We start from the raw sequence: 26,207 nt of genomic DNA, 5'->3' as shown, positions 1-26,207 counted from the left end.
GCCGGGCTTTTGCGCCCTCAACTTGTACGACACTGGTCGAAATCCTTCCTGCTACTCATTCTGGCATTTCTTAGCTCGTACGGCAGCTACGCCCAGCTGCCGGGCTGGGCCAGCGGCCAGGTGCTGTTCTCGACCTTTACACCGCAGACGATTAAGTGCTTAACCGACCCAAACGGCGACCTTATCGTGTACGGCACCGGTGGGAGCATCACGTTCGGCACTTTGCCGGCGGTGAGCGGCTTGTACGTGGCCAAAATGAAGGCTAGCACTCGTCAGTGGCAGTGGGCAGTGCAGGCCAACTCCCTGCAAATGAGCAACACCAGTGCAACCGTAGATAGCAATGGCAACGTTGTGGTGGGCGGTACTTTCTACGGCTCCGCTACTTTTGGCTCCTTACCCCTGGTGCCGGGCGGTGATAGATACACTTCTTATTTGGCCGTTATATCCGGCAGTGCCGGGCAGTGGCTCTGGGCCAAAAGTACCCCAAACTTCTCGGTCAAAGCACTAGCGGCAGATGCTAGTGGCGGGGTTATCGTGAGTGGGCCTTTGTTCGATGACGTGGTATTCAGCAATCTGCCCGTAGTCCGCGCTTACACCCGCGCCGACTCTTATGTGGCACGCATGACGACCATTACTGGAGAATGGCAATGGGTAAAGCAAATTACCCCGACGGCCGCAAACTCTTCAACCCAAATCTTCCCTACGGTGGCCGCCTGGACTACTTCAGGGGAGTTTATTGTGGCCGGCACGTTTTCCGGCACTTATCCTTTCGGCAGCAGTGCGACGCTGACCAGTAAGCCAAACATCTTTGAGTTCTATATAGCAAGCTTAGATACCAATACCGGCCAGTGGCGCTGGGCAACCCAGAGCGAAACGGCTAATGGGCAGTCTTCTAACCCAGTCATAAACCTGGTCGTGAGCGGTAACGATATTCTGATTGGCGGCAAAGCCTCAGTGAATACGAGCTTCGGCAGCTCGTTCACAACGGGCTCCTCTAGCACCTACTTAGGCCGCCTTGATCGGATGAGTGGCGCATGGCAATGGTTTGGCACGATACCCGGCAGCAGTGCCAACATCTCATCCATCACCCCCACGGCAGCAGGCTACGTGGTGGTGGGCACATTCACCGGCCGGCTACCTTTCAGCGCCAGTAACGTTCTGACCAGTGCGGGGAACACCGATATTTTTGTGGCGGGTCTCAATAACGCCGATCAGTGGCAATGGGCTACCCGAGGCGGCGGCATAAACAAGGAAGTGTCTACTGGTGGCACAGTTCTCGGCTCAGGCGAAATCGTGGTAGCGGGCTCCTACAGCCCTAGAAACCGTACGGAGTTAAGTCCGCAGTTAAGTTTAAGCCATAGCTCTACTTTTGGCAATGAAAGCTTCTTTCTGGCCAGCTTGAATTCCACTTCTTTTCTGCTGAATGATATCAGCCCTTATCTTAATGCGCCCGGCGTTGTGCCCGCCAGTGCGGTTGTGGCTACTTTCAATCAAAGTATTGCGCCGACCACGGCTACCAATCTGCGGGTAAGCAGCAGCCTGAGCCAGGGTCGGCGCACCGGAACCCTCGTCTTAAGCAGCAGCGGCAATGCGACGAACAACGTAATAAGTTTTCAGCCCACACTTCCGTTTCTGCCCAATGAGCTGGTGAGCGTTTCCATTCCACGCACCATCCGTAGTCTTACCCAGCAGGACATAGCGCCATTTCTTTACCAGTTTCGCACGGCCGCCGGCGGTTCGGGACGGGGCTTGCTTACGGGCACCGACAGCCTGAGTGGCGCCCGCACTGCAGATTTCGCCCGCTGTGCCGATATGGATAACGACGGTGACCTGGACTTGGTAACCAGTGGAGCCACCGGAAGCAGCATTCAGGTCAGCTTCAACGACGGGACGGGGCATTTCCCCCGCATTGCCACTATTGCTTCCACTGGTACGGTAGCGGGCTTAGCCCTAGAAGACATCGACGGCGACAGTGATATAGACGTAACTTATACCGCCCTGCACGCCGCCGCCCCCGACTCGGCCATTGTGCAGTTCAACACGGGTGCCGGCACGTTCAGTGGCCGATCTGCCGTGGCCGTGGGAGAAAATCCGCGCGGGCTCTGCTTTGGTGACTTGGATGCCGACGGTGATGCTGACCTGGTAATAGCCAATGCCAATGCCAGTGGCACGCTAAGCATCCGCCTGAATGATGGAACAGGGCGTTTTACGGGCACGACGACGATACCAACCGGCAGCAGCACCCGCAGCGTGGCCATCGGTGATTTGGATAATGATGGAGACCTGGATATTGTGGGAGCCAATGAAGGCAGCAACACTGTGTCGGTAGCCTATAATAATGGCGCGGGCGGCTTCGGCATCCCGGTCTCGGTAGCCACCGGGCCGGCACCGCATACTGTCGTCTTAGGCGACCTGAATGCGGACAATACCTTGGACATTGCCACGGCGGGGCAAGGCGGCTCGAAAGCCATTACCCTGCTGCTCACATCTACCTTTTCCGGGCAGGAATATGCCCCCACAAACTACGCCGCCCCGGACGCATCCGCTATAGAGCTGGCCGACCTCGATGCAGATCAAGACCTGGACATTTTGGTACTGGATAAAGCCAACCGCGTTGTTCGCCCGCTAGTCTGCTTTCGGCCGGGTGATTTTGGCGGTGCCCCCGCAGTGCGGGTCAATTTACTCCCCGAAACCTTGCTTGTCGGCGACTTGGATGGGGACTCAGACCTTGATATGGTAACCGTAAACCGGACTGGCTCGCTAAGCCCCCGGTTCAATACGGGCCTGGTTACGGCCGTTGTAGCGGGGTCGAAAGCCGGCCCACCAGCGGCGGTGTATCCGGTGCCGGCTCATGATCATCTTACCGTACAGCTCCAGCCCGGTACCGGCTCCACCTCATTGACGTTGTTCAATACCCTTGGTCAGCAAGTGCTGGCCCGGCTAGCTCAGCTGCCCGCCGCCGATGGCACGCTGCAAGTTCCGCTGTCCAGTCTTCGCCCGGGCATGTACCACTTGCGCATCAGCACCCCGAAAGGCACCAGCGTACAGCACGTAGTAATCGAATAGTCGACCATTCGACGAAGCTGTCAACCAAACAAAGAAGGCCGCCCCTAGCTTAAGGGCGGCCTTCTTTGTTCAACCAAACTAATTATTCGTGCCTAGTACACGTACTCGTTGGCCGCAATCAGCACGTCGGCAATGCGGCGGCGGGCTTCCTTGGCGTTGTAGAGGTCGGCTTTGGTGAAGCGCTTCAGGCCCATGGCCAGCAGCTTCTGCTCGTCGCCTTCGGTCATGGTGCCGATGGCGTCCTTACCGAACTTGTTCACCAAGTCCACCGTGTCGTAGAGGTACACGCGGGCAATGTCAATCTGGGTCGACACAGCCTCTTCACCTTTCACGCCGGCTTCCTTCTCCACGCGCAGAATGGTGCTTTCGGCGGTGTAGACCTTAATGGCCATGTCGGCAATGTTCATCAGTACTTCCTGCTCTTTAGCCAGGGAGTTCATGTACTTCTGCACCGCCGTGCCGGCTACCATCAGAATAGCCTTCTTCAGCTTGGCAATAGTCTTTTTCTCGGCGGCAAACAGGCCGGTTTCTTCTTCGGTGTTGAAGTCCGGAATAGCCATCAGTTCCTGCTGCACGGCCTGGGCCGGGCCCATCAAATCCAGCTCGCCCTTCATGGCCTTTTTCAGGATCATGTCGACGGCCAGCATCCGGTTGATTTCGTTGGTGCCCTCGAAGATGCGGTTGATGCGCGAATCCCGGTAGGCGCGGTCCATGGGGTAGTCGGCCGAGAAGCCGTAGCCACCGTACACCTGCACGCCTTCGTCCACTACGTAGTCCAGCACTTCTGAGCCTTCCACTTTCAGAATGGCGCACTCCACGGCAAACTCGCGGGCGGCACCCAGCAAAGCTTCGTTATGGCTCTGGCCTTTGGCCAGCAGCTCCTGCTCCATGCGGAAAATGTCCATGCCGGCGCGGTAGATAGCCGATTCAACGGCGTAAATCCGCACGGCCTGCTGAGCTAGCTTATACTTGATAGCGCCAAACTTGCTGATCGGCATTTTGAACTGCACCCGCTCGTTGGCATACTTCACGCTCAGCGTAGCGGCCATCTTGGTAGCACCCAGGCAGGCCGCAGCCAGCTTGATACGGCCAATGTTGAGGATGTTGAAGGCAATGAGGTGTCCCTTGCCGATTTCGCCCAGCACGGCCGTCTTCGGCACCTTGGCATCCGAGAGGAACACCTGGCGGGTCGACGAGCCTTTAATGCCCATCTTGTGCTCCTCGTTGCCGAGGCTCAGGCCGGGCGTGTCTTTGTCCACGATGAAACCGGTGAACTTGTCACCGTCTACCTGGGCAAATACCACGAATACGTCGGCGAAACCGGCGTTGGTAATCCACATTTTCTGGCCGTTCAGCACGTAATGCTCGCCGTCTTCGGTCAGAATGGCTTTGGTTTTGGCCCCCAGCGCATCAGAGCCCGAGCCGGGCTCGGTGAGGCAGTAGGCACCCATCAGCTCCCCGTTAGTGAGGCCGGGCAGGTATTTGGCTTTCTGCTCCTCGTTGCCGAAGTACAGAATGGGCAGCATGGCAATGCCGGTGTGGGCCGCAAATGCTACCGGGAACGAGTGGCCGCCGCCCACGCCTTCGGTTACCCGCAGCGAGGTGGGGAAGTCCATATCCAGGCCGCCGTACTGCTCCGGGATGCTCACGCCGAACAGGCCCAGTTCCCCGGCTTTTTCCATCAGACCACGCATCAGGCCTTCCTCGTGGTTGTCGAGGCGCTCCAGCAGGGGCTGCACTTCTTTGTCCACGAAGTCCAGCGCGGTCTGGTGCATCATGTTCTGCTCCTCCGAGAAGTCGGCGGGGGTGAATACGTCCTGGGCGTCGGTTTCTTTGATGATGAATTCGCCGCCTTTTACAAGCTTGTTGGATACTTCCATGGCCAGGGTGAGAGGTTGGGTTAAGGAATGTTTATGTCGAAAGTCAAGGACAAAGTACTCGGCTTACCTACTAAAATAGAACAAAGGCAGGCCGCAATACATTCGTACCGAAATATACGAAATTATGTTATGCTTGCAGCGTACTTTACCCGAAAAAAAGAAGCCTCATGGTCGTGAGGCTTCAGTAATGAGGTTTAGCCGCGAAACGGACCGTAATAGGCATCGGTCAGCTCGGAGCTGGTGGCTTCGGCTACTTCGGGCCGGGCCGCCAGCCACTGCTGCAGCTGGTCGCGCTTTTCCCGGGCCTGGGCTTCGGCCAAGCGCTTCACCGGCGTGGCCGCAAAATCGTTCAGCGTGCCGCCAATGATCAAATCCAGGTCTTCCACCTGCTCCAGCAGCGTGTCGGAGAATTCCAGGTAGTTGTTGGGCTGATCGTCGTTGAGGCGGTACGACACGTTCCAGCTGAATTCCTGGAACTCTTTGCGGTACGTTTTCTTGCGGAGGCGCTTTTTCATAGACGAAGCTAACAAAGAACTTCTACTCGGACCGGGCGGGAGCTGAGTTTTCCGGTGGAGAAGCGCTGCCACGCTTTCCGGCCCGCACCCGGCCCGAGTAAAAGCGTGAACTTACTTGAGCAGCTCGTAGATGCCGGCTACGCCTTGGCCACCGCCCACGCAGGCGGTTACCATGCCGTACTTTTTGTTCTGGGCCCGCAGCTCGTGGAACAGCTGGATGCTGAGCTTGGCGCCCGAGCAACCCAGCGGGTGGCCCAGGGCAATAGCGCCGCCGTTCACGTTCACCTTGCTTTGGTCCATGCCCAGCTCGCGCATTACGGCAATTGACTGGGAGGCAAAGGCTTCGTTAAGCTCAAAGAGGTCGATGTCTTCGAGCTTCATGCCGGCCTGTTTCAGGGCTTTCGGCACGGCTTTGATGGGGCCCATGCCCATGATGCGCGGATCGATGCCTTCGGTGGCGTAGGTTACCATGCGGGCAATGGGCTCCAGGTTCAGCTCCTTCACCATGCGCTCCGACATGACGATGACGAAAGCCGCGCCGTCGGAAGTCTGGGACGAGTTACCGGCCGTAACGGTGCCATTGGCGGCGAATACCGGCCGTAGCTTGGCCAGGGCCTCTACCGACGTGTCGCCGCGGGGGCCTTCGTCGGTATCCACCACGTACGAACGGGTTTTCTTCTTGCCCGAAGCCGCGTCGAGGTAAGTTTCCTCCACCGTGATGGGCACAATCTGCTCTTTGAACTTGCCGGCCTCAATAGCCTTAATGGCCTTCTGGTGGGAGTTGTAGGAGAACAGGTCTTGGTCTTCGCGCGAAATCTTGTAGTCGTTGGCTACGGCTTCGGCCGTTAGGCCCATGCCCAGGTAGTAATCGGGGTGCTTCTGGGAGAGGTTGTAGTTGGGAACCGTCTTCCAGCCTACGGTAGGCACCATGCTCATGCTTTCGGTACCACCGGCCACGATGCAGTCGGCCATGCCGGCGGCAATTTTACCGGCGGCCATGGCAATGGTTTCCACACCCGAACCGCAGTAGCGGTTCACAATCAGGCCCGATACGTTCATGGGCAGGGCTAGCAAGGAAATCAGACGGCCCATCTGCAGGCCTTGCTCAGCTTCCGGCACGGCGTTGCCCACAATCACGTCGTCGATGCGCGTGGGGTCGAGGGCGGGCACGGAGGCTACCAGATGTTTGATAACGTCCGCGGCTAGGTCGTCGGGACGGGTGAAGCGGAAGCCGCCACGGTTTGCTTTACCAACCGCGGTGCGGTAACCGGCTACGATATATGCATTCATGGTATTGGAGTCTTAAAAAGAGGTGGGATTAGAGCTGCTTTTTACTGGTTCCCCTCCTTATTGAAAGGAGGTGTGGCTGAAGGCAGGGATGGTTACTAGAGCTAGAGAATTAGGATCTAGTATTCGTTCAACGATTGTCAACCACCCCGCCCTTCGGGCACCCCTCCTCATCTGAGGAGGGGAACTAGGTTTAGCTCTAGTTTCTCAAAGGTTTGCCGGTGGTCAGGATGCTCTGGATACGCTCCAGCGTTTTCCGCTCACCGGTCAGGCTCAGGAAGGCTTCGCGCTCCAGATCCAGCAAGTACTGCTCACTCACCTGGGTCGGCGACGACAAATCCCCACCGGTCATGACGTAGGCCAGCTTGTTGGCAATCTTAACATCGTGGTCGGAAATGTAGTTGCCGGCGCGCATGGCGTGCACGCCCGTCAGGAACATACCCAACGCACCGCGGCCGTGCACCTTGATGTCAGTTTTCTGCACGGGCTGGGTGTAGCCGGCATCAGCCAGGGCAATAGCCTCGGCTTTGGCTTGAGCAATGAGGCGGTTGTTGTTGACTACCACTTCGTCGCCGCGGCGCAGGAAGCCCAGGTCGAAGGCCTCAGCGGCCGAAGTCGATACCTTGGCGGTGCTGATGGTCACGAAGGCGTTGCGGAGCAGGTTGAACTCGGGCTCCCCCTCCTCGTACTTAGCGGCCGTGCGCAGGGTCATTTCCTTGGTGCCACCACCGGCCGGAATCAGGCCCACGCCAAATTCCACCAGACCCATGTAAGTTTCAGCCGCGGCCACCACCTTGTCGGCGTGCAGGTTCAGCTCGCAGCCACCACCCAGGGCCAAGCCGTGGGGCGTGCCCACCACCGGAATGCTGCTGTAGCGCATGCGCATCATGGCATTCTGGAACTGAGCAATCATCATGTTAATCTCATCGAACTCCTGATCCAGGGCGTACATGTACACCAGGCCCAGGTTGGCGCCGGCCGAGAAGTTAGGCGCGTCGTTGCCGACCACCAGGCCGCGGTAGCCCTGCTCGGCAATATCCACGCCCTTCATCAGGCCCTGAATAACGTCGGAGCCCAGGGTGTTCATCTTGGAGTGGAACTCCACGTTCAGAATACCGTCGCCGAGGTCGATAACCGAGGCCCCGGCGTTTTTCCACAGGACTTTGCCCGTGGCACGCAGGTTGTCGAGGATGATGAAATTCTCCACGCCGGGAATGGCCTGGTAGGACTTCGACTCCAGGTCGTAGAACTGCTTGACGCCCTGCTCACTCACCTTGTAGAAGGTCGAGTTGCCGGCGGCCAGCATTTCCTCAATCCAGGGCGCTACAGTCTTGCCATAGGCCTGCGCCAGCTCCAGGCCTTTCTGCACGCCCAACGCGTCCCAGGTTTCAAACGGGCCCAGCTCCCAGCCGAAGCCGGCGCGCAGGGCATCGTCAATCTTGTAGAGTTGGTCGGTGATTTCCGGAATCCGGTTCGAGACGTAGGCAAACAGGCTGCCGAAGCTCTGCCGGTAGAAGTCGGCGGCTTTGTCTTTGCCGGCCACCAGCACCTTAAACCGGTCGGCGACCTTGTCGATGGCCTTGGTAGCTTCCAGGGAAGCAAACTTCACCTTCTGGCTGGGCTTGTACTCCAGTGTATTCAGATCCAGGGCGTGGATTTCGGACTTGCCGCCCGCGCCCTTCACTTTCTTGTAGAAACCCTGGCCGGTTTTGTCGCCCAGCCACTTGTTCTCGCCCATTTTCTTGACGAAGTCGGGCAGCACGAACACGTCCTTGGCTTCGTCGTTGGGCAGGCCCTGGGCCAGGCCGTTGGTGACGTTGATGGTCGTGTCCAGACCGACCACGTCGGAAGTGCGCAGGGTGGCCGACTTGGCGTGGCCGATAACCGGGCCGGTCAGCTTATCTACTTCTTCCACCGTCAGGCCCAGGCGCTGCATGGTCTGCATCACGTCGAGCATGGCGAATACGCCCACGCGGTTGGCAATAAAGCCTGGCGTGTCTTTGGCCAGTACGGTGGTTTTGCCCATGTACAGGTCGCCGTAGTGCATCAGGAAATCCACTACCGACTGGTCCGTTTCGGGCGTCGGGATGATTTCGAGCAGCTTCAGGTAGCGGGGCGGGTTGAAGAAGTGGGTACCGGCGAAGTGCTTGCGGAAATCCTCCGAGCGACCTTCGGCCATCAAATGAATCGGAATACCCGAGGTATTCGACGTAATCAAAGTGCCGGGCTTGCGGAACTGCTCGATGCGCTCAAACAGGCTCTTCTTAATGTCGAGCCGCTCTACGACCACCTCAATCGTCCAGTCGCAGGTGGCAATATCCTTGAGGTTGTCGTCGAAGTTGCCGGTCTTGATGCGCGAGGCGTCGGCCTTGCGGTAGAGCGGCGAGGGGTTCGAGGTAATAGCGGCCTGCAGCGAGGCATTCACGATGCGGTTTTTTACCGCCGGCGCATCGAGCTTCAGGCCCTTCTTTTCCTCGTCGGGGGTCAGCTCCTTAGGAGCAATATCGAGCAATAACACCTGCACGCCGATGTTGGCGAAGTGCAGCGCAATGCGCGAGCCCATCACACCGGAGCCCAATACGGCTACTTTTTTGATAATACGATTCATTCGGGAAGGAATGAGGTGGGTGAGAAATGAAAGAATCAGGTGGAATTCCTGGCGCTCAACTACTCGTTATGCCGAGTTTACCGAAGCGCGAAGGCACTGCAATTGTTTGGCTGTCAGAAAGCAAAACACTCCGAGCCCGGGCCGTTAGGCCGCCGGTTCGGAGCGCAGGGGTTTCAGCTTAAAGTCGTCGAAGAGAGTTTTGCCCTCAATCATGCCCGTAATCTGACCTACAACCTTGAACATGACTTCCAGCTGGGCCTGGGGGATTTTCTCCCGCACCTTCTGGTTGAAATGGCGCACGGTCTGGCGGGAGACTTCCTTTTTGCGTAGGCCTTCCTCGGTCAGGAAAATGCGGACCGAGCGTTTATCCTGGGTATCAGCTTGCTTGTAGATCAGGCCCTTCTCCTCCATCGAGCGGAGGATGCGGGTCAGGCTGCGGGTTTCGAGGCCCAGCAAGGGCGCAATTTTGGTAGCCGGAGTACCAAGTTCCTGGTCTATATTGAGCAGGACAAAGCCGATGCTGGTGGTAATGTCGTGCTTGGCGGCCTGCGTATTGTACATGCGCGAAATGGCGTGCCAGGCTACTTTGATATTATAATCGACGGTTTCTTCCGGTGTCATGATTGTTGCGAAGTCGGGTAAACATACAAAGAATATGTTATGCTTGCATACTAAATAACGAGAAAAAAGTTTGGGGCAATCCTCTTCTTCCACTGCTGGAAGCTACGGCTACCCCAAACTTTTCTACTACTCACCGATTACGTTTTACCGCCGGTCGTCCTGCTGGTAAAGGCCCTCGATGAGGTCCTTGTTGTTCTCGGAAATAATTTTGCGCTTCACCTTCATCGTGGGCGTCATTTCGCCGGTTTCCACGGTCCACTGCTGGGGCAGCAGCACGATTTTCTTGACCTGCTCCCACTGGGCGAAGCTTTGGTTGTACTTCTTCACCAGGTCCTCGTACATCTCCACCACTTTCTCCTTCTTGATGAGTTCCTCGTTTGAGCAGTTGCAGTCGACGCTGTTGCGCTTGCACCAGCCTTTCAGGTCGTCGAAGGCGGGCACTACCAGGGCCGAAGGGAATTTTTGGTCGGCGCCTACTACCATGGCCTGTTCCACGAGCGGTGACTCCTTGAGTTTGCCCTCAATAACCTGCGGGGCAATGTACTTGCCGCCCGAGGTCTTAAACATCTCCTTTTTACGGTCCGTGATTTTAAGGAAACGGCCGTTAACGAACTCCCCGATGTCGCCAGTGTGGAACCAGCCGTCGGCATCGATTTCCTTGGCTGTCAGTTCGGGCTTATTGTAGTAGCCTTTCATTACCGATGCCGACTTGGTCAGAATCTCGCCGTCGGGGGCAATCTTCACTTCCATATTGTCGATGAGCGGCCCAACGGTACCAATCAGGTTGTTTTCCGGCTCGAAGCCGCCCACGGCAATAACGGGCGAGGTTTCCGTCAGGCCATAGCCTTCCATCACCCGGATGCCGGCTGCCCAGAACACACGGGCCAGGCGGGGCTGCAGCGCGCCGCCACCCGATACGATGCACTTCAGGTTGCCGCCCAGGGCCTCCCGCCACTTGTTGAAGATGAGCTTGTTGGCCAAAGCCAACTGGGTGTTATAGAAGAAACCGTGGTCTTTCTGGGTGTCGTATTTCAGGCCCAGATCCAGCGCCCAGAAGAACAGATTTTTCTTGACGCCGTCCAGCTCATGGCCTTTCGCCACGATTTTATCATACACTTTCTCCAGCAAGCGGGGCACGGTGGTGAAAATCTGGGGCTTCACCTCGCGCAGGTTGTCGGCAATAACTTCCATGCTTTCGGCGTAGTAGATACTCACGCTGTTGATCATATACAGGTAAGTCACCATCCGCTCGAAGATGTGGCAGAGCGGCAGAAAGCTTAGGGCCGTATCGTCTTTGGTGACGGGCACGAAGGGCTGGGAATTGCGGCAGTTGCTCAGGATGTTGTCGTGGCTGAGCATTACGCCCTTGGGGTTGCCGGTGGTACCCGAGGTGTAGATTAGGGTGAGCAGGTCGTCGGGCTGCACGGCGGCTTTCATGGGCTCCAGGGTGGCCACGTCGCCTGTTTTGCCCATTTCCAGCAGCTCGCTGAAGTGGCGGGCGCCTTCAATCTTATCGAAGGTGAAGACGTGCTTTACCTCGGGCAAATCAGCTGTGGCCTCTTTTACCTTGGCGTAGAGCTTCTCATCGGCCACAAACACGGCTTTCACGCCGGCATCAGTGAAAATGTACTTGTAGTCTTCGACCGTGATGCTAGGGTACATCGGCACGCTAGTGGCCCCAATTTGGGCAATACCGAAGTCGGCGAACATCCATTCGGGCCGGTTCATCGAAATGATGGCGACCTTATCATCCTTCTTAATACCGAGCTGCAAAAGGCCCAGACTCACCTGATTGGCGTGGTCGATGACCTGCTGGGTGCTGATTTTTTGCCACGTTCCGTCAATTTTAGCGGCCAGACAATCGGCTTTGGGGGCAGTAGCAAGTTGGTGCGACAGAATATCAAACGAGCGGCGGACTTCCATTGGTAGAGTGGGATACTGGTGGTGGGAAACGCAAAGAGGCAGAGCGCAAGGCCCGGTTCTAGTACGCTGGGATGAGCAAGGCAGCCAGCCCGGAAGGGCCAAGACAGCTTAAATAAATAGATTTTTTGGCGTAATGCCTATTACGGCCCAGCTTGAGGCATAGCTCAGGGCCGAAAAACTGGAAGGGGTGGCGGGTTTTGCGTAGTTTTGCCTATCTGCACCGTCCGCGCCCGATGAATCTGGCCATCTTCTTTGATCCGCTCCGTGAGGAGCTTACCGCCGCCTCGGCAGCTTCTACCACGCTCGCCAACTATGCTACGCGCTTTCTGGACTCGTTTCCGGACTGGCGGGTGGCCGACTTGGCTCTTATCGGGCTGAACGAGTGGCGCGGTAGTGCCGGCGGGCAGCCCGAAGTTCACGGGGCCGATGAGGTGCGCCGCCGCTTTTACCAGCTCCAGAAAGGCACCGGTAGCCTGCGTATTGCCGACTTGGGTAACCTGCGGCCCGGCCTCACGCTGGAAGACACCTACCTGCGGCTGCGCGAAATAGTGGCGACGCTGCTGGAGCACAATACCGTCCCGATCCTGCTCGGCGGCAGCCAGGACCTGGACTACGGGCAGTTTCTGGCCTACGAAACGCTGGAGCGGCCAGTGAGCTTTGCCATGGTCGACTCCCGGGTGGATATGGCCGAGCACGACACGGCTCCACCCGAAGATTCGCACCTGCGCCGCATTCTGATGCACGAGCCTAACTTCGTGTTCAACTTTGCCCAGCTGGCCCACCAGCAATATTTGGTAGCCCCTGATGTGCTGGCCGCCCTGGAAAAGCTACACTTCGAAACCCTGCGCCTGGGGCAAGTGCGCGACGATATCCGGCAGGCCGAGCCGCTGCTGCGCCAGGCCGATTTCGTGAGCTTCGACGTGGCCGCGTTGCGCTGGAACGACGCGCCGGCCTACTACCCGGCCAACCCCTTCGGCCTCACCAACGAAGAAGCCGCCAAGCTGGCTTGGTACGCGGGACACAACGACCAACTCAGCTCCTTCGGCCTCTATGGCTACCGCCCCGACCACGACACCCACGGCCTGGCCGCCTCGGCCCTAGCGACCATGCTGTGGTACTTTATCGAAGGCTTTTACCACCGCCGTAACGAAACCGATTTTCAGAGCCGCCGCTTTATCCGCTACGCCGTGGGGTTGCCCGGCTCCCCGGCCAAGTTGGTTTTCTACAAGGCCAAGCGCACCGAAAAGTGGTGGCTGGAAGTCGAAAGCCTGGCCGATAGTGCCGTGAAGCGCATCGTGCCCTGCAGCTACGAAGACTACTTCAAAGCCGCCCAGGGCGACTTGCCCAACCGCTGGATTCTGACCCAGGCCTTGCTTGGTTGATTGTTACTTGTTTTTTGTCCGTGCTTCGCGGCAGTCATTCCGAATTCCGCTCATGAACAAGCCGCCCGACCCGAATAACATCGAACAATCAACGCCCAACAACCAACACCCAACAGCCACCAATCAGCTCCCCGAATACACCCTTGCCCAGCTGGCGTTACGCAATGGGCAGGACCGGGACGAAATCTGGGTGGGTTACAACGGTCTGATTTACGACGTGACCCGCTCGCGCCTGTGGCGCCGCGGCAACCACTACGAACACTGGGCTGGGCAAGACTTGACCAAGGAGCTGCAGAAGGACGCGCCGCACACCGAGCACGTTTTCGACAAGTTTCACGCCATCGGTCGGCTGAAAACGCTTACTTCTTCTGCTTCCCAACGTTAGAGTGAGTTATCAAAGCTCACCATTTCACAACTTTACCGTTTCACCTTGGGTACCACCGAAAGTCCTTCCCACTTCAACAACCTCGAAACCCTCTCGACGCGTGAGCTGCTGGCTGGCATCAACAGCGTAGACCAAACGGTGCCGCTGGCTGTGGCCAAGGCCCTGCCGCAGATTGAGGCTCTGGTGGAAGCAACGGTGGAGCGGCTGCAACGAGGCGGACGGCTGTTTTACATCGGGGCCGGCACCAGCGGGCGGCTCGGCATTCTGGATGCCTCCGAGTGTCCGCCTACTTTTGGTGTGCCCCAAGGCTTAGTTATCGGCCTTATTGCCGGCGGCGACGATGCTATTCGCAAGGCGGTGGAAAATGCTGAAGATGACCCGCAGCAGGCTTGGCGCGATTTAGCAGCTTACAATATCTCGGCCGACGACATGCTGGTGGGCATTGCCGCCTCGGGCCGCACGCCTTACGTTATTGGCGGTATGGCCATTGCCCGCCGCCACGGTATTGCCACTGGTTGCATCGTCTGCAATCCCGCATCTTCTGTTGCCGCCCTGGCCGACTTTCCGGTAGAAGTTGTCACCGGCCCCGAGTTCGTAACCGGTAGTACCCGCATGAAAGCCGGCACCGCTCAGAAGTTAGTGCTCAATATGCTCACCACTGCCACCATGATTCGGCTGGGCAAGGTAAAAGGCAACAAGATGGTGGATATGCAGCTCTCCAACCTCAAGCTCGTGGATCGGGGCGAGAAGATGATTATGGACGAGCTGGGCATCGGGCAGCCCGAAGCGGCCGAGCTACTGAAGCAACACGGCTCGGTGCGGGCGGCTCTGGAGGCCTACCGGAAGTAAGCAGCGGCTATATGCTAGGCCATTTTACACGGCACCACTTAAGCAAAATTGCGCTACTACTTGTCGGCTGCCACCTGGTATTACTACGGGCCATATTGTTGCTGGAAGCAGATGACGCGGCTGATAGCCTGGCTACGGGAGGATTTCTGCTGCTGCCGCTCTGTGGCCTGTTGCTGCTCGTGGTTTTCTACGCATTCAAGCAGCGGCGCTGGCTGTTAGCAGCTGCCACACTGCTTTTTATCCTCCCAATTATCGTAATAAGCTCTTTCTCCCTGTACTGTATCTACTATTGAGTGTCTCTCCTAAGTATAGGGGGTAGCCATTGCGCCAACGGAAAAAAGCTGACAGCGTTAGAATGAACACCCCCCTCGGAGCTTTTTTGGCCGCGGGTTGTTACCTACGCATCCTTCCATTACAACTGCTGCTGCCCGTGCATACCATCGAGCCACACTACAACTGGATTGACCAGTATTCCGCTGCCGAAGACCCCCGCTCCCCGCTGTTCGAGGCCGAAAACAGCCTCGATTCCTTTACCAATACGATTTACGGCTATTACATCCATCCGCAGTGGGACAGTCTCGACTCGGACACGCTGTTCCTGAAAATCCTGTTTGTGGATTATGATGAGGGCATCGGCATCCTGGAATTTATCGGCGAGTGGAACGACGCCATCGAAAACGACATCATGAGCCTGAAGCGTAACATCATCGACTTGATGGTACACGAAGGCATCCGCAAGTTTATCCTGGTTGGCGAAAACGTGTTCAACTTCCACGGCTCCGACGACTCATATTACGAGGAATGGTTCGAAGACGTAGAAGACGGCTGGATTGCGGGCGTCAACTTTCAGGAGCACGTTATCCGCGAAATGCGCCAGTTCAATGTGGATAACTACGTCAATTTTGGCGGCCAGCTCGACGAGCTGCCGTGGCGCACGCACGAGCCGCGCAAGCTCTTTAAGCTGGTCGATAAGATTATCAGCCACCGGCTCGGGTAAATGGGCCACTCCAGCACGTCATTCCGAGCGAAGCCGAGGAATCTCGCGTACTGATGTTGCCACAGCAATCATATACCGTGGCACGCAAGAGGTGTCTCCTCGCTGCTTGATGCGCAGAAGGGTCGATATGACGTTCTTTTTACCCTATGCTCCCAAAATGGCACAAAAAAGAGGCTCCCCAGATTGGGGAGCCTCTTTTTTGCCTTTTCAGGCAGAGCAATTACTGCTGGGTCGTGGTAGCACCTTCAGCTGGGGCTGGAGTAGCCTGGCTTGGGTTGTTTACGTCAGCAGCATCTTCCATTTTGTCAGCGGTAGCGTCAGCCGAGTCGCGAACTGCGTCAGCCTGATCTTCCATAGCGTCAGCTTTGGCTTCGCCGCTAGCTTCTACGTTGTCAGCAGCGTTTTCCTGAGCGTTTTCAGTTTTGCTGTCGCACGAAGCGAAGGTGAACGAAGCAGCAGCCAGAGCGAGGAACAGAACCTTTTTCATCTTGAGAGGAATTGTGGGTTGTTGAAAAATTCAAGTCAGTTTGGGATGAACTTCTCACCTTGTGCTACGCAGCGCGGCGCGAAATTCAGGACTTGATACTGCCCAGCTCAGAAGGTAACCCAGCTGGTGAAAAATATTTTTCACCAGCTGGGTTGGTCTGCTTACTTCTTGCGGAAGATGATGCCGATAGGCACGCCCTCGAAGCCGAAATTGTCGCGCATCCGGTTCTCGAGGTAGCGCACGTAAGAGTCGCTCACGTACTGGGGCAGGTTGCAGAAGAAGGCAAACACTGGGTTGTGCGTGGGCAGCTGGGTTACGTACTTGATGCGCACCATTTTGCCCTTCATGGATGGTGGCTGGTGCTCCTCAATCACGCGCAACATCACCTCGTTCAGCTGGGATGTTGGGATTTTCTTAGTCTTGTTCTCGTACACCTGAATGGCCGTTTCGATAGCCTTATGCACGCGCTGTTTGGTAACAACAGAGGTGAAGATGATGGGCGGATAGGCAATAGGCGCAATCTTTTCCCGAATCTGCTCTTCGATAACCTTCGTGGTGTTGGTTTCCTTGTCCTCCACCAAGTCCCACTTGTTGACCAAAATCACGATGCCCTTGCGGTTTTTGTCGGCCAGGGCAATGATGTTCACGTCCTGGGCCTCGATGCCGCGGGTGGCGTCGAGCATCACGATGCAGACATCGGACTCTTCCATGGCCCGAATAGAGCGGAGGACGGAATAGAATTCGATGTCCTCTTTCACCTTGGTTTTGCGACGCAGACCGGCGGTGTCAATCAGGATGAACTCGTTGCCGAAGGCGTTGTAGCGCGTCTTGATGGCGTCGCGGGTGGTACCGGCAATGTCGGTCACGATGGTGCGCTCCTCGCCCAGCAGCAGGTTTACCAGGCTCGACTTGCCCACGTTGGGGCGGCCGACTACGGCAATCTTGGGCAAATCGGACTCGGTAACTTCTTCCCACGGATCCTCAAAGTGCGACACCACGGCGTCGAGCAAATCACCGGTGCCGGAGCCGCTCTGCGACGAGATGGTGAAAATGTCGCCGTCGCCTACGCCCAGAGCGTAGAACTCGCCGGCCGCGTGGGCCCGGGCGTTAGTATCGGCCTTGTTACCAACCAGGTAAATCGGCTTTTTGCCCTGGTAGCGGCGCAATACGTTGGCAAACTCCTCATCGAGGCCGTGCATGCCCGCGTCCACGTCGACCATGAACAAAACCACATCGGCTTCATCAATGGCCAGCTTTACCTGGCGGCGGATGCTTTCCTCAAACACGTCGTCGGAGCCGTGCACGTAGCCACCAGTGTCGATGACCGTGAAGTGCTTGCCGATCCACTCGCCGTAGCCGTAGTGCCGGTCGCGGGTTACGCCGCTTTGGTTGTCCATAATAGCCTTGCGGTGACCCACGAGGCGGTTGAACAGGGTGGATTTGCCCACATTGGGGCGGCCCACAATTGCAATGGTATTCTTCATGCGTCTGACTCCAGCCGCCGGCCCGACCAAGTTCGGCAGTGCCCGGAGTAGTTAAGTGAATGTGAGGTCGGAAAGGTTGTGATTTAGTGAGTTGGTGATTTAGTGAGTTTGATGTTCGAATTGCACAAATGGCGTCACTTGCGCAATTCGAACATCAAACTCACTAAATCACTAAGTCACCAACTCACCTATTGGCTGTACCCGAAGCGGTTCAGAGCTTTCGGGTCAGTGCGCCAGTTTTCGTTGACTTTGACGTGGGTTTCGAGGAAGACTTTCTTCTGGAAGAACTTCTCCATTTCCTCGCGGGCCCAGGTGCCCACTTTTTTCAGGGCGTCGCCCTTGTTACCGATGATGATGCCTTTCTGACTAGCCCGCTCCACGTAAATCGTGGCCCGGATACGGATGATATCCTCTTCCTCCTTGAACTCCTCGATGCCGACTTCGCAGCTGTAGGGCACTTCCTTTTTGTAGAGTTTGAAGATTTTCTCCCGAATCATCTCGGCGGCAAAGAAACGCTCGGGCTTGTCGGTGAGTTCATCTTTAGGATAATAGGCCGGGTGCTCAGGCAGATAGCCCAGCACTAGATCCAGCAGCTCGCCGGTGCCAAACTTTTCGAGGGCCGAAATGGGCAGCACGCGGGCCGCATTAGGCAGCTGTTCGCGCCAGTACTCCACCTTGGCTTCTACTTCGGCCTGGTCGGCTTGGTCGATTTTGTTGATGAGCAGCAGAATGGGGGTGTCCACCATTTTGCGCAGGCGCTCCACTACGGGCTCCTCGTCGTGCTTTTCGTAGATATCTGTCACGAACAAAACAACGTCGGCATCTTCCAACGAGCTGTATACAAACGACATCATAGCGTTGTGCAGCTCATACTTGGGCTGAATAATGCCGGGCGTGTCGGAGTAGACCAGCTGGAAGTCGTCGCCGTTCAGAATGCCCAGGATGCGGTGGCGCGTGGTCTGGGCTTTGCTCGTAACGATGCTGAGCCGCTCACCCATCAGGGCGTTCATCAGCGTCGACTTGCCCACGTTGGGTTTGCCGATAATGCTCACAAAGCCAGCGCGGTGCGGTTTAGGTTCGGGATTCACAGTGTTTTCTAAATAAGTCTGCAAAGGTACCGTTTTACGGGCAGATGCGCACGGTGCCCGCCAAAATCAGCCTGAGCAGCGCGGCAAACCCGCCAGAAGCGCCGTTACGCAACCATGACCAAAATCAGGTGTTCGGCAGAAAAATGCGGGGCTCACCCAAACCCTAGAGGCCCTACCTTTGTCTACTGACGGACGACCGTTCTTTCTCTATGCCAACTCCCGCTTCCCCGCAACGTCGCATCGGCGTGCTGCTCGTAAATCTCGGTACGCCCGACTCGCCCCAAACGCCAGACGTACGCCGCTACCTCAACGAATTTCTTACCGACGGCCGCGTCATCGACATGCCGGCCGCCGTGCGCTATCCGCTGTTTCAAGGCCTGGTGGTGCCGCTGCGCGCGCCCAAATCGGCCAAGATCTACCAGCAGCTCTGGACCGAGCGAGGCTCTCCCCTGCTCTACCACGGCCTCGACTTGCAGAAAGCCGTGCAGGCGCAGTTGGGCAAAGACTACGTAGTGGCCTTCGGCATGCGCTACCAGAACCCAAGCATTGAGAAGGCGCTGGAAGAGCTGCGCGACGCGGCCGTGGACCGCATCATCGTGCTGCCCCTGTTTCCGCAGTACGCGGCGGCCAGCACCGGCTCGGTGCAGGAAAAGGTGATGGACATTGTGAGCAAGTGGTGGGTGGTGCCCAGCATTTCCTTCATTAGCACCTTCACCGACGACCCGGCGTTCATCGGCACCTTCGTGACACTGGGAAAAGAGGAAATGGCTAAGCACAAGTACGACCATGTCGTGTTCAGCTACCACGGCATTCCGGAGCGGCACGTGCTGAAGGGAAGCCAGAAAAACTACTGTAAGCTGGGCAGCTGCTGCAACAGCTACAATAAGAACAACCGCTACTGCTACCGCGCCCAGTGCTTCGAGACTTCCCGCCTGCTGGCGGCCGGCCTGGGCCTCGCGCCCGAGCAGTACACCACCACCTTCCAGAGCCGCCTGCAAAGCCGTTTGCGCGACCCGTGGCTGCAGCCCTATACCGATGAAGTGCTGAAGGAGCTGCCGGCCAAGGGCATTCTGAACGTGCTGGCCTACAGCCCGGCCTTCGTAGCCGACTGCCTGGAAACGACCATCGAAGTAGGCACCGAGTTTAAGGAGCTGTTCGAAGAAGCCGGCGGCAAGCACTGGCAGCTGGTGCCTTCCCTAAATTCGCACCCGCAGTGGGTGGACGGCGTAGCAGCCATGATTCAGCGCAATTAGCCACGTTTTTTACAGGCTTACACAAAAGGGGCGGCGGAAATGATTTCCGCCGCCCCTTCGTGCTTTTCAGCCGTTAGCTTATCCGGCGCCGTACCGCGTCGTTGGCATCCGGCCGGCGGTTTTGGTAAAAGTGCTGCTCGTTGTAGGTTTCCTGGTCGTAGAAGCTGCCGGTACGGGCCTCGGGTAGCGGCAGCTTCAGGCTGCGCAGCATGGCTTCCTCGTATTCCCGGGTAATTTGGATTTCCTCATACGGCGGATATTCCAGCACCGATTCCTTGTTCAGCGAGGGCACAAATACATTGTCGCCTTCCTCATCCAGCGCGGCCACGCCCACCGGAATCAGGATGTGGCGCTCGTGGCGGTTTACGTTGAGCGAAGCATCCAGCTCCACATCGAGGTAGCGCACTTTCAGGGCTTCCTCTTCCACGATAAGCTCAAATACGTCCCCGAATTTGTGGCCGTCGCCGCCGCGCACGGCCCAACCGCGTACGTCGGGGCTGTTATCGGCTACTTCAAACTCGGTGAGGTCGCGCAAGCGGCGCAGGTGCATACCTTCGGGTGAGGGTATTGGGGTCGTTTCCATACAACAGCGGGCAGAAGGGCAGGTAAGTTTCGTTTGGGAGAAGGTGGCCGCAGCTTAGGAAGCCGGCTCGTTGAGCGTGCGCACGATTTCGGCGGCTTTGGTGAAAAACGCCTGCAGGGCTGGCTGGTCGGCGGCGGTGCTGCGGCCTGAGAGCTGCCGGGCCTGCTCACTCAGCTCGGCGGCGGGCTTTTCCAGGTCCGGATAAGCTTTCTGCTGCATAGCCTGCACCAGGCCGGCTACCGCCACGAAGCCCGGCCGCAGGCTAGCATTAGGCTCTGAGCTGCGGCTGATGGCGCTGGTCAGGTCGTTGCGCCGCTCACTGACGGTGGCATCACGCAAGTCGGCGCGGTCGGCCAGCTCGCCGAGGGTGGCGCTCAGCATCTGCAGGCCCCGCCGGCCGTAGTCGGGACTATCGGCTTCGTTGGCGGCAAAGTTGGCCAGCTCCTCGGGGGTGGCAGGTGCTTCTTCCACGGCCATATCAGCTACGGCGGCCCCGTTACCGCCATCGGCCGGCGGGGGCGTGGCCCGAGCCGCTGCATCCACTTCAGCCGCCGAGGCCGGTGTGGCACTGGTAGTGGCAGGGACGGTAGTGGGCTCTACCCGGTCGTCGGGCGAGGAGCGAAACAGGAAGTAGCCGATCAGGCCCAGCACTACCAAGCCGATTAAAACCAGAATCCAGAGACTGGGGGAAGACTTTTTACGCTGAATGTTAATGTCGGCCATACGAGTCGAAAGCTGCTTTTGCAGTGAGTACGCAAGGAAGGCAAAATAGATAGGATGCCCTTCCCTATTGAGGCTGAAGCAAGAATAAAAGCAAACTCCGGCCGGATTCTCTTGCCGATCAGGCCGGGTTGGGCTGCTGTTCGGGAAGAGAATCCGGCCGGAGTTTGTGGCGGCGCGCTTGATGATTTCGTGTTATGCAGGCACTTTGCGGTACATTTTGGCCAGCTGCTCCACGGCATAGTCTACCTCGGCAGCGGTGTTGTACTTGCTCATCGAGAAGCGAATGGCACCCCGCTGTGGGTCGCAGCCCAGGGCCGTGAGTACGTGCGAGCCGGCATCGGCACCACTGCTGCAGGCCGAGCCACCCGACACCGACACGCGGTTGATGTCCAGGTTGAAGAGCAGCATCTCGCTGTTGGCCGATGGCGGCAAGCTTACGCTCAACACCGTGTACAGGCTCTGCCCGGCCTCGGCCGACAGCCCGTTGAACTGCACGTCGTCAATTTCGGCGGTCAGGCGCGTGATGAACCGGTCTTTCAGGCCCTGGATGTGGTGGTGGTGCGTGTCCATGTCGCGACAGGCAATTTCCAGCGCCTTGGCCAGACCCACGATGCCATACACGTTTTCGGTGCCGGCCCGCACGTTGCGCTCCTGAGAGCCGCCGTGAATCAGGGGGCTGACTTGCTCGCCGGGGCGGCGGTAGAGAAATCCGACGCCTTTCGGACCGTGGAACTTGTGCGCCGAGCCCACCAGGAAGTGGTTTTTGAGCTGCTGCACATCGTGTCTGTAGTGACCCATCGTCTGCACCGTATCGGTGTGGAAAATGGCTTTGTGCTCCTGGCAGATGTCGCCGATGCTAACGATGTCGTTCAGGTTGCCGATTTCGTTGTTGGCGTGCATCAAACTCACGAAGGAGCGGCTGTTGGCTTTCAGCAATTCGTCCATGTGGGCCAGATCGAGGCGGCCCCGGGCGTCGTGCTGCACGTAGCTAAGCGTGATGTCGCCGGTTTTTTCCAGGGCCTGCAGCGTGTGCAGCACCGCGTGGTGTTCTAGTTTCGAGGTAATGGCGTGGCGCAACCCCAGCGTGCGGATGCTACCGAAAGCCGCGTAGTTGTCGCCTTCGGTGCCACCGGAGGTAAAGGAAATTTCGGCCGGCGCGGCGTTAATCAGGTGCGCAATGGTTTTGCGGGCATTCTCGATGGCAGCGCGCACCTTGCGGCCGTGGCCGTGAATGCTGCTGGGGTTGCCGAAATGTTCGCGCATGAATGGCAGCATGGCATCCAGGACTTCCGGATCGAGCGGGGTAGTCGCCGCATTGTCGAAATAAACGGCCATGGGTGTGGCCGTCGATGCGTGCGAATCGGGGTGGTGAGGCATACGCGCAACTGGTGGAGAGAGGTGGAACCGCGTGAGGCACGGCGGCACAAAAATAAAGGATTCCAGCTTGGCAGCCGGAATCCTTTCTATATAGCGCCCGAAAAGTGCTTTAGCTCTTCACCGAGATAATCTCCTTGATGTCAGCAATAATCTTGTTGGCCAGGTGCTCGGCGGTGGCGTTGGAGTCCGATTCGGCGTAAATCCGGATGATGGGCTCGGTGTTCGACTTGCGCAGGTGCACCCATTCCTTGTCGAACTCGATTTTCACGCCGTCAATCGTATTCACCGGCTGCTTGGCGTAGCGCTGCTCCATCTGGGTCAGCACGTCGTCGGTGTTGATTTCCGGGGTCAGTTCAATCTTATTTTTGGAGATGAAGTAGCCCGGATACGAGGCCCGCAGCCGCGTCATGGTCAGGTTCGACTTGGCCAGGTGGCTAAGGAAAAGAGCAATACCCACCAGCGAGTCGCGGCCGTAGTGCAGTTCGGGGTAAATAATGCCGCCGTTGCCTTCGCCGCCGATAATAGCGTTGGTTTCCTTCATCTTGGTTACCACGTTCACCTCCCCTACCGCGGCGGCGGCATACTGCCCACCGTGCTTTTCGGTTACGTCGCGCAGGGCGCGGGTGCTGCTCAGGTTGCTCACCGTGTTGCCGCCGCCGTTCTGCTGCAGCACGTAGTCGGCCACGGCTACCAACGTGTATTCTTCGCCAAACATGCTGCCGTCCTCGTTCACTAGGGCCAATCGGTCCACGTCGGGGTCTACCACGATGCCCAGGTCGAAGGAGCCTTTCTCGAGCACCCGGGCAATGTCGCGCAGGTTTTCGGGCAGCGGCTCAGGGTTATGGGCAAAGTCGCCGGTCGGCTCACAGAACAGCTTTTCAACCGTTTTCACGCCCAGCACCTCCAGCAGCATCGGCACCACGATGCCGCCCGTCGAGTTCACACAGTCGATAACGACCCGGAAGTTTTTGGCTTTGATGGCCTCCACATCTACCAGTGGCAACGCCAGAATGGCCTTGATGTGCTTTTTGAAAAAGGTATTGTCGGTGCTATACTGGCCGAGCTTGTTGACGGGAGCGAAATCGAACGACTCGTTGTCGCCTAGGGCCAATACTTGCTGCCCGTCCTCGTCCGAAATGAACTCACCTTTGTCGTTGAGCAGTTTCAGCGCGTTCCACTGCTTGGGGTTGTGTGAAGCCGTTAGGATAATGCCGCCGCCCGCTTTTTTGGCCGGCACGGCTATTTCCACGGTTGGTGTGGTGCTCAGGCCCAGGTCGATGACGTTGATGCCCAGCCCGCGCAGGGTGCCTTCCACCAGCTTGCTGACCATCTCGCCCGAAATGCGCGCGTCGCGGCCGATGACGATGGTATTGTTTTGCGTTTTTTCCAGTACCCAGGTGCCAAAAGCCGCGGCGTACTTCACGATGTCAATTGGAGTCAGGCCTTCGCCTGCTGCGCCGCCGATGGTGCCTCGGATGCCGGAAATGGATTTGATCAGTGCCACAAGCAATGGTTATTTTGAGGTGCAAAAGTAGAGAAACGCCCCTGCTTTTCTACGAAAGTATTTCCTGTTTACTGCCAGCATGCCACACGCCGCGTCTGCTACATACGTATAGCCGGCCCAGCGCGGGCACCGTATATTTGACCTGATGGAAACACAACAGCCTATGCCCAACCGGCGCGCCGAGCAACTGACCGCCTTTGGCCGCCTCCTCGACGTGCTGGACCGCCTGCGGGCCGAATGTCCGTGGGATAAGAAACAAACCATGCAGACTTTACGTCATCTCACTATTGAGGAGACGTATGAGCTCTCTGACGCCATTTTGCGCGACGACTTGGCGGATGTGAAGAAGGAACTCGGCGACGTGATGCTGCATCTCACGTTCTACGCCAAAATAGCCTCCGAAACGGGCCGTTTTGACATTGCGGACGTACTCAACGCCCAGTGCGAAAAGCTTATCTTCCGCCACCCGCACATCTACGGCGACGCGGTAGCCAACACGGAAGAAGACGTAAAACGCAACTGGGAGCAGCTGAAACTGCAGGAAAAAGGCAACTCGTCCGTGTTGGGCGGCGTACCGACTTCATTACCGGCCCTGGTGAAAGCCATGCGAATTCAGGAAAAAGCCCGGGGCGCGGGCTTTGACTGGGAAAAACAGGAGCAAGTATGGGAGAAGGTCCAGGAAGAGTTAGGAGAATTCGGAGTTGAGTATGCACACACTGACCCCACTCAACTAGATCAGGAACGCGCGGCGGCAGAGTTTGGCGACCTGCTTTTCTCACTTGTCAATTTTGCCCGGTTCGCCGGTATTAATCCGGAAGAGGCCTTGGAACGCACCAACCGAAAGTTCATTCAGCGCTTCCAATACCTCGAAAGTGAGTCGGCCCGTGAAGGCCACCGTTTGGCCGAAATGAGCCTGGCCCAAATGGACACCTATTGGGAGCGAGCCAAAAAACTGAACTTAACTGAGCAAGAAAAGGAAGACCGGAAATAGCCTTTTTTTAAGTCCCTACCCGTTTTAAAGCGTTTAAACGCAATTTCCATTTGGCAGCACGTAGGTTTTTATTTAGGTTTGCCAAGGATACTCTGGTTTCCGGACGAGCCCCGCGCACGAGCAGACCCACACTTTCCGTTCTCGAAACGGGCCCAGTGTGCGGGTGAGCGGGGCCCTGCTGTCTTTAGGGTATCCACGTTTAACTTCTTTACTTTTTCACCTTTAAGTTCAACCTTTCACCACCAACCCACTAATTCTCCGGAACAATGGAACAAAAGAATGCCATGAATAAAAACGTGCGGCCCACCGCTCCCGCTGCTCCTAAGAGTGAAGCGAAAGGCGGTTCCGCGTTTGCCGCCATCGTGATTCCACTGGCGTTGATCGTATCGATTATCATCTACAAATTTGTATTTGGTGCCGCGGCCAACTTCCAGGGCGGCAACCCCGAGAATAACCCCCTGCCGGGCAACTACCTCGGCATCATTTACAAAGGTGGTGTCATCGTACCGATCCTGCTGACGCTGTTCTTGTTGGTAATTACCTTCTCGATTGAGCGTTTCCTGACCATCAGCAAGGCTAAAGGCACCAAGAGCATTGAAGCCTTCATCCGCAACGTGCGTCAGAAGCTGAACGTGAACGACATCACCGGTGCTCTGGCCGCCTGCGACCAGCAGCGTGGTTCGGTTGCCAGCGTGGTGAAAGCCGGCCTGGGCAAGTACCAGGAGATGGCTCGTGACCGTAGCCTCGACAAAGACCAGAAAATCTCGGCTATCCAGAAGGAAATCGAAGAGTCGACGGCTCTGGAACTGCCTATGCTGGAAAAGAACCTCGTTATTCTGTCGACCATTGCTTCGGTAGCTACCCTGATCGGTCTGCTCGGTACGGTATTCGGTATGATCAACGCCTTCTCGGCTCTGGCAAACGCCGGTGCTCCTGACGCTGTAGGTCTGGCCAACGGTATTTCGGAAGCACTGATCAACACGGCCCTGGGTATCTTGACCTCGGCTCTGGCTATCATTGCCTACAACTTCTTCACCAGCAAGATTGACGAGCTGACCTACAGCATCGACGAAGCTGGTTTCAGCATCATTCAGACGTTTGCTTCGCAGCACGGCGAAAAAGAAACTTATACTGCTTAATCTGCGGTTACCGCACTAAAGCAGCGTTTCTAAACGTTTCTGAATAAAGCTCTTTAACCAAGCTC

At 57.3% G+C, this 26,207-nt stretch carries 21 protein-coding genes; 8 read left to right on the top strand and 13 right to left on the bottom strand.

Annotated features, from left to right (window positions below):
• Positions 1-9 precede the first annotated feature (9 nt).
• Positions 10-3,066, top strand: coding sequence for an FG-GAP-like repeat-containing protein (locus LGH74_RS15965; protein ID WP_226177189.1), 3,057 nt, complete (start codon positions 10-12; stop codon positions 3,064-3,066).
• Between the two features lie 92 nt (positions 3,067-3,158).
• Here the strand turns inward: LGH74_RS15965 and LGH74_RS15960 are convergent, their stop codons facing one another.
• The 6 genes from LGH74_RS15960 to LGH74_RS15935 all read right to left on the bottom strand — a co-directional run bounded on the left by LGH74_RS15960 (position 3,159) and on the right by LGH74_RS15935 (position 11,900).
• The gene (locus tag LGH74_RS15960) at positions 3,159-4,946 is read right to left on the bottom strand and encodes an acyl-CoA dehydrogenase FadE (protein WP_226177188.1); all 1,788 of its coding nucleotides are present in this window, start codon (positions 4,944-4,946) and stop codon (positions 3,159-3,161) included.
• Between the two features lie 194 nt (positions 4,947-5,140).
• A complete protein-coding gene (locus tag LGH74_RS15955; RefSeq protein ID WP_226177187.1) occupies positions 5,141-5,461 on the bottom strand; it encodes a 50S ribosome-binding protein YggL in 321 nt (106 codons plus the stop codon).
• 111 nt (positions 5,462-5,572) lie between these two features.
• Positions 5,573-6,751 (bottom strand): acetyl-CoA C-acyltransferase, encoded by a 1,179-nt coding sequence (locus LGH74_RS15950; RefSeq protein ID WP_226177185.1) that lies wholly within the window; start codon positions 6,749-6,751, stop codon positions 5,573-5,575.
• 196 nt (positions 6,752-6,947) lie between these two features.
• On the bottom strand, positions 6,948-9,356 hold the full coding sequence (locus LGH74_RS15945) for a 3-hydroxyacyl-CoA dehydrogenase/enoyl-CoA hydratase family protein (protein WP_226177183.1): 2,409 nt from the start codon (positions 9,354-9,356) through the stop codon (positions 6,948-6,950).
• Between the two features lie 144 nt (positions 9,357-9,500).
• Complete coding sequence (locus LGH74_RS15940) at positions 9,501-9,977, bottom strand: MarR family winged helix-turn-helix transcriptional regulator (protein WP_226177181.1); 477 nt, start codon at positions 9,975-9,977, stop codon at positions 9,501-9,503.
• 144 nt (positions 9,978-10,121) lie between these two features.
• Complete coding sequence (locus LGH74_RS15935) at positions 10,122-11,900, bottom strand: AMP-dependent synthetase/ligase (RefSeq protein WP_226177179.1); 1,779 nt, start codon at positions 11,898-11,900, stop codon at positions 10,122-10,124.
• Between the two features lie 233 nt (positions 11,901-12,133).
• Here LGH74_RS15935 and LGH74_RS15930 point away from each other — a divergent pair, with 233 nt between their 5' ends.
• The 4 genes from LGH74_RS15930 to LGH74_RS15915 all read left to right on the top strand — a co-directional run bounded on the left by LGH74_RS15930 (position 12,134) and on the right by LGH74_RS15915 (position 15,513).
• Positions 12,134-13,282, top strand: a complete 1,149-nt coding sequence (locus LGH74_RS15930) for a formimidoylglutamase (RefSeq protein ID WP_226177177.1) — start codon at positions 12,134-12,136, stop codon at positions 13,280-13,282.
• Between the two features lie 52 nt (positions 13,283-13,334).
• On the top strand, positions 13,335-13,667 hold the full coding sequence (locus LGH74_RS15925; protein ID WP_226177175.1) for a cytochrome b5 domain-containing protein: 333 nt from the start codon (positions 13,335-13,337) through the stop codon (positions 13,665-13,667).
• A gap of 45 nt (positions 13,668-13,712) precedes the next feature.
• Positions 13,713-14,516: an N-acetylmuramic acid 6-phosphate etherase gene (gene murQ, locus LGH74_RS15920; RefSeq protein ID WP_226177173.1), complete on the top strand. Its 804-nt coding sequence runs from the start codon at positions 13,713-13,715 to the stop codon at positions 14,514-14,516.
• A 430-nt stretch (positions 14,517-14,946) separates the two neighbouring features.
• Positions 14,947-15,513, top strand: coding sequence for a hypothetical protein (locus LGH74_RS15915; RefSeq protein WP_226177302.1), 567 nt, complete (start codon positions 14,947-14,949; stop codon positions 15,511-15,513).
• Positions 15,514-15,733: 220 nt separating this feature from the next.
• Here the strand turns inward: LGH74_RS15915 and LGH74_RS15910 are convergent, their stop codons facing one another.
• From LGH74_RS15910 to era, 3 genes are all read right to left on the bottom strand, one after another.
• On the bottom strand, positions 15,734-16,000 hold the full coding sequence (locus tag LGH74_RS15910; RefSeq protein WP_226177171.1) for a hypothetical protein: 267 nt from the start codon (positions 15,998-16,000) through the stop codon (positions 15,734-15,736).
• A gap of 161 nt (positions 16,001-16,161) precedes the next feature.
• Positions 16,162-17,484 (bottom strand): ribosome biogenesis GTPase Der, encoded by a 1,323-nt coding sequence (gene der, locus LGH74_RS15905; protein WP_226177169.1) that lies wholly within the window; start codon positions 17,482-17,484, stop codon positions 16,162-16,164.
• A gap of 188 nt (positions 17,485-17,672) precedes the next feature.
• Positions 17,673-18,572, bottom strand: coding sequence for a GTPase Era (gene era / locus LGH74_RS15900; protein WP_226177168.1), 900 nt, complete (start codon positions 18,570-18,572; stop codon positions 17,673-17,675).
• 209 nt (positions 18,573-18,781) lie between these two features.
• Here era and hemH point away from each other — a divergent pair, with 209 nt between their 5' ends.
• Positions 18,782-19,825: a ferrochelatase gene (hemH, locus tag LGH74_RS15895; RefSeq protein WP_226177167.1), complete on the top strand. Its 1,044-nt coding sequence runs from the start codon at positions 18,782-18,784 to the stop codon at positions 19,823-19,825.
• Positions 19,826-19,898: 73 nt separating this feature from the next.
• Here the strand turns inward: hemH and LGH74_RS15890 are convergent, their stop codons facing one another.
• From LGH74_RS15890 to glmM, 4 genes are all read right to left on the bottom strand, one after another.
• Positions 19,899-20,408 carry a PRC-barrel domain-containing protein gene (locus LGH74_RS15890; RefSeq protein WP_226177166.1) on the bottom strand — a complete coding sequence of 170 codons (510 nt, stop codon included), beginning with the start codon at positions 20,406-20,408 and terminating at the stop codon, positions 19,899-19,901.
• Between the two features lie 54 nt (positions 20,409-20,462).
• Positions 20,463-21,131, bottom strand: coding sequence for a PLD nuclease N-terminal domain-containing protein (locus LGH74_RS15885; RefSeq protein ID WP_226177165.1), 669 nt, complete (start codon positions 21,129-21,131; stop codon positions 20,463-20,465).
• 192 nt (positions 21,132-21,323) lie between these two features.
• Positions 21,324-22,466: a cysteine desulfurase family protein gene (locus tag LGH74_RS15880; RefSeq protein WP_226177301.1), complete on the bottom strand. Its 1,143-nt coding sequence runs from the start codon at positions 22,464-22,466 to the stop codon at positions 21,324-21,326.
• A gap of 151 nt (positions 22,467-22,617) precedes the next feature.
• Positions 22,618-24,012, bottom strand: coding sequence for a phosphoglucosamine mutase (gene glmM, locus LGH74_RS15875; protein ID WP_226177164.1), 1,395 nt, complete (start codon positions 24,010-24,012; stop codon positions 22,618-22,620).
• A gap of 145 nt (positions 24,013-24,157) precedes the next feature.
• Here glmM and mazG point away from each other — a divergent pair, with 145 nt between their 5' ends.
• On the top strand, positions 24,158-25,003 hold the full coding sequence (mazG, locus tag LGH74_RS15870) for a nucleoside triphosphate pyrophosphohydrolase (RefSeq protein ID WP_226177163.1): 846 nt from the start codon (positions 24,158-24,160) through the stop codon (positions 25,001-25,003).
• 266 nt (positions 25,004-25,269) lie between these two features.
• Complete coding sequence (locus tag LGH74_RS15865; protein WP_226177161.1) at positions 25,270-26,142, top strand: MotA/TolQ/ExbB proton channel family protein; 873 nt, start codon at positions 25,270-25,272, stop codon at positions 26,140-26,142.
• The last annotated feature ends 65 nt before the right edge of the window (positions 26,143-26,207 follow it).

The sequence above is a fragment of the Hymenobacter lucidus genome (genome assembly GCF_020447265.1).
Classification (GTDB): domain Bacteria; phylum Bacteroidota; class Bacteroidia; order Cytophagales; family Hymenobacteraceae; genus Hymenobacter; species Hymenobacter lucidus.
Note: the sequence above shows the minus strand (reverse complement) of the source record. Positions and strands in the feature narration are given on the sequence as shown.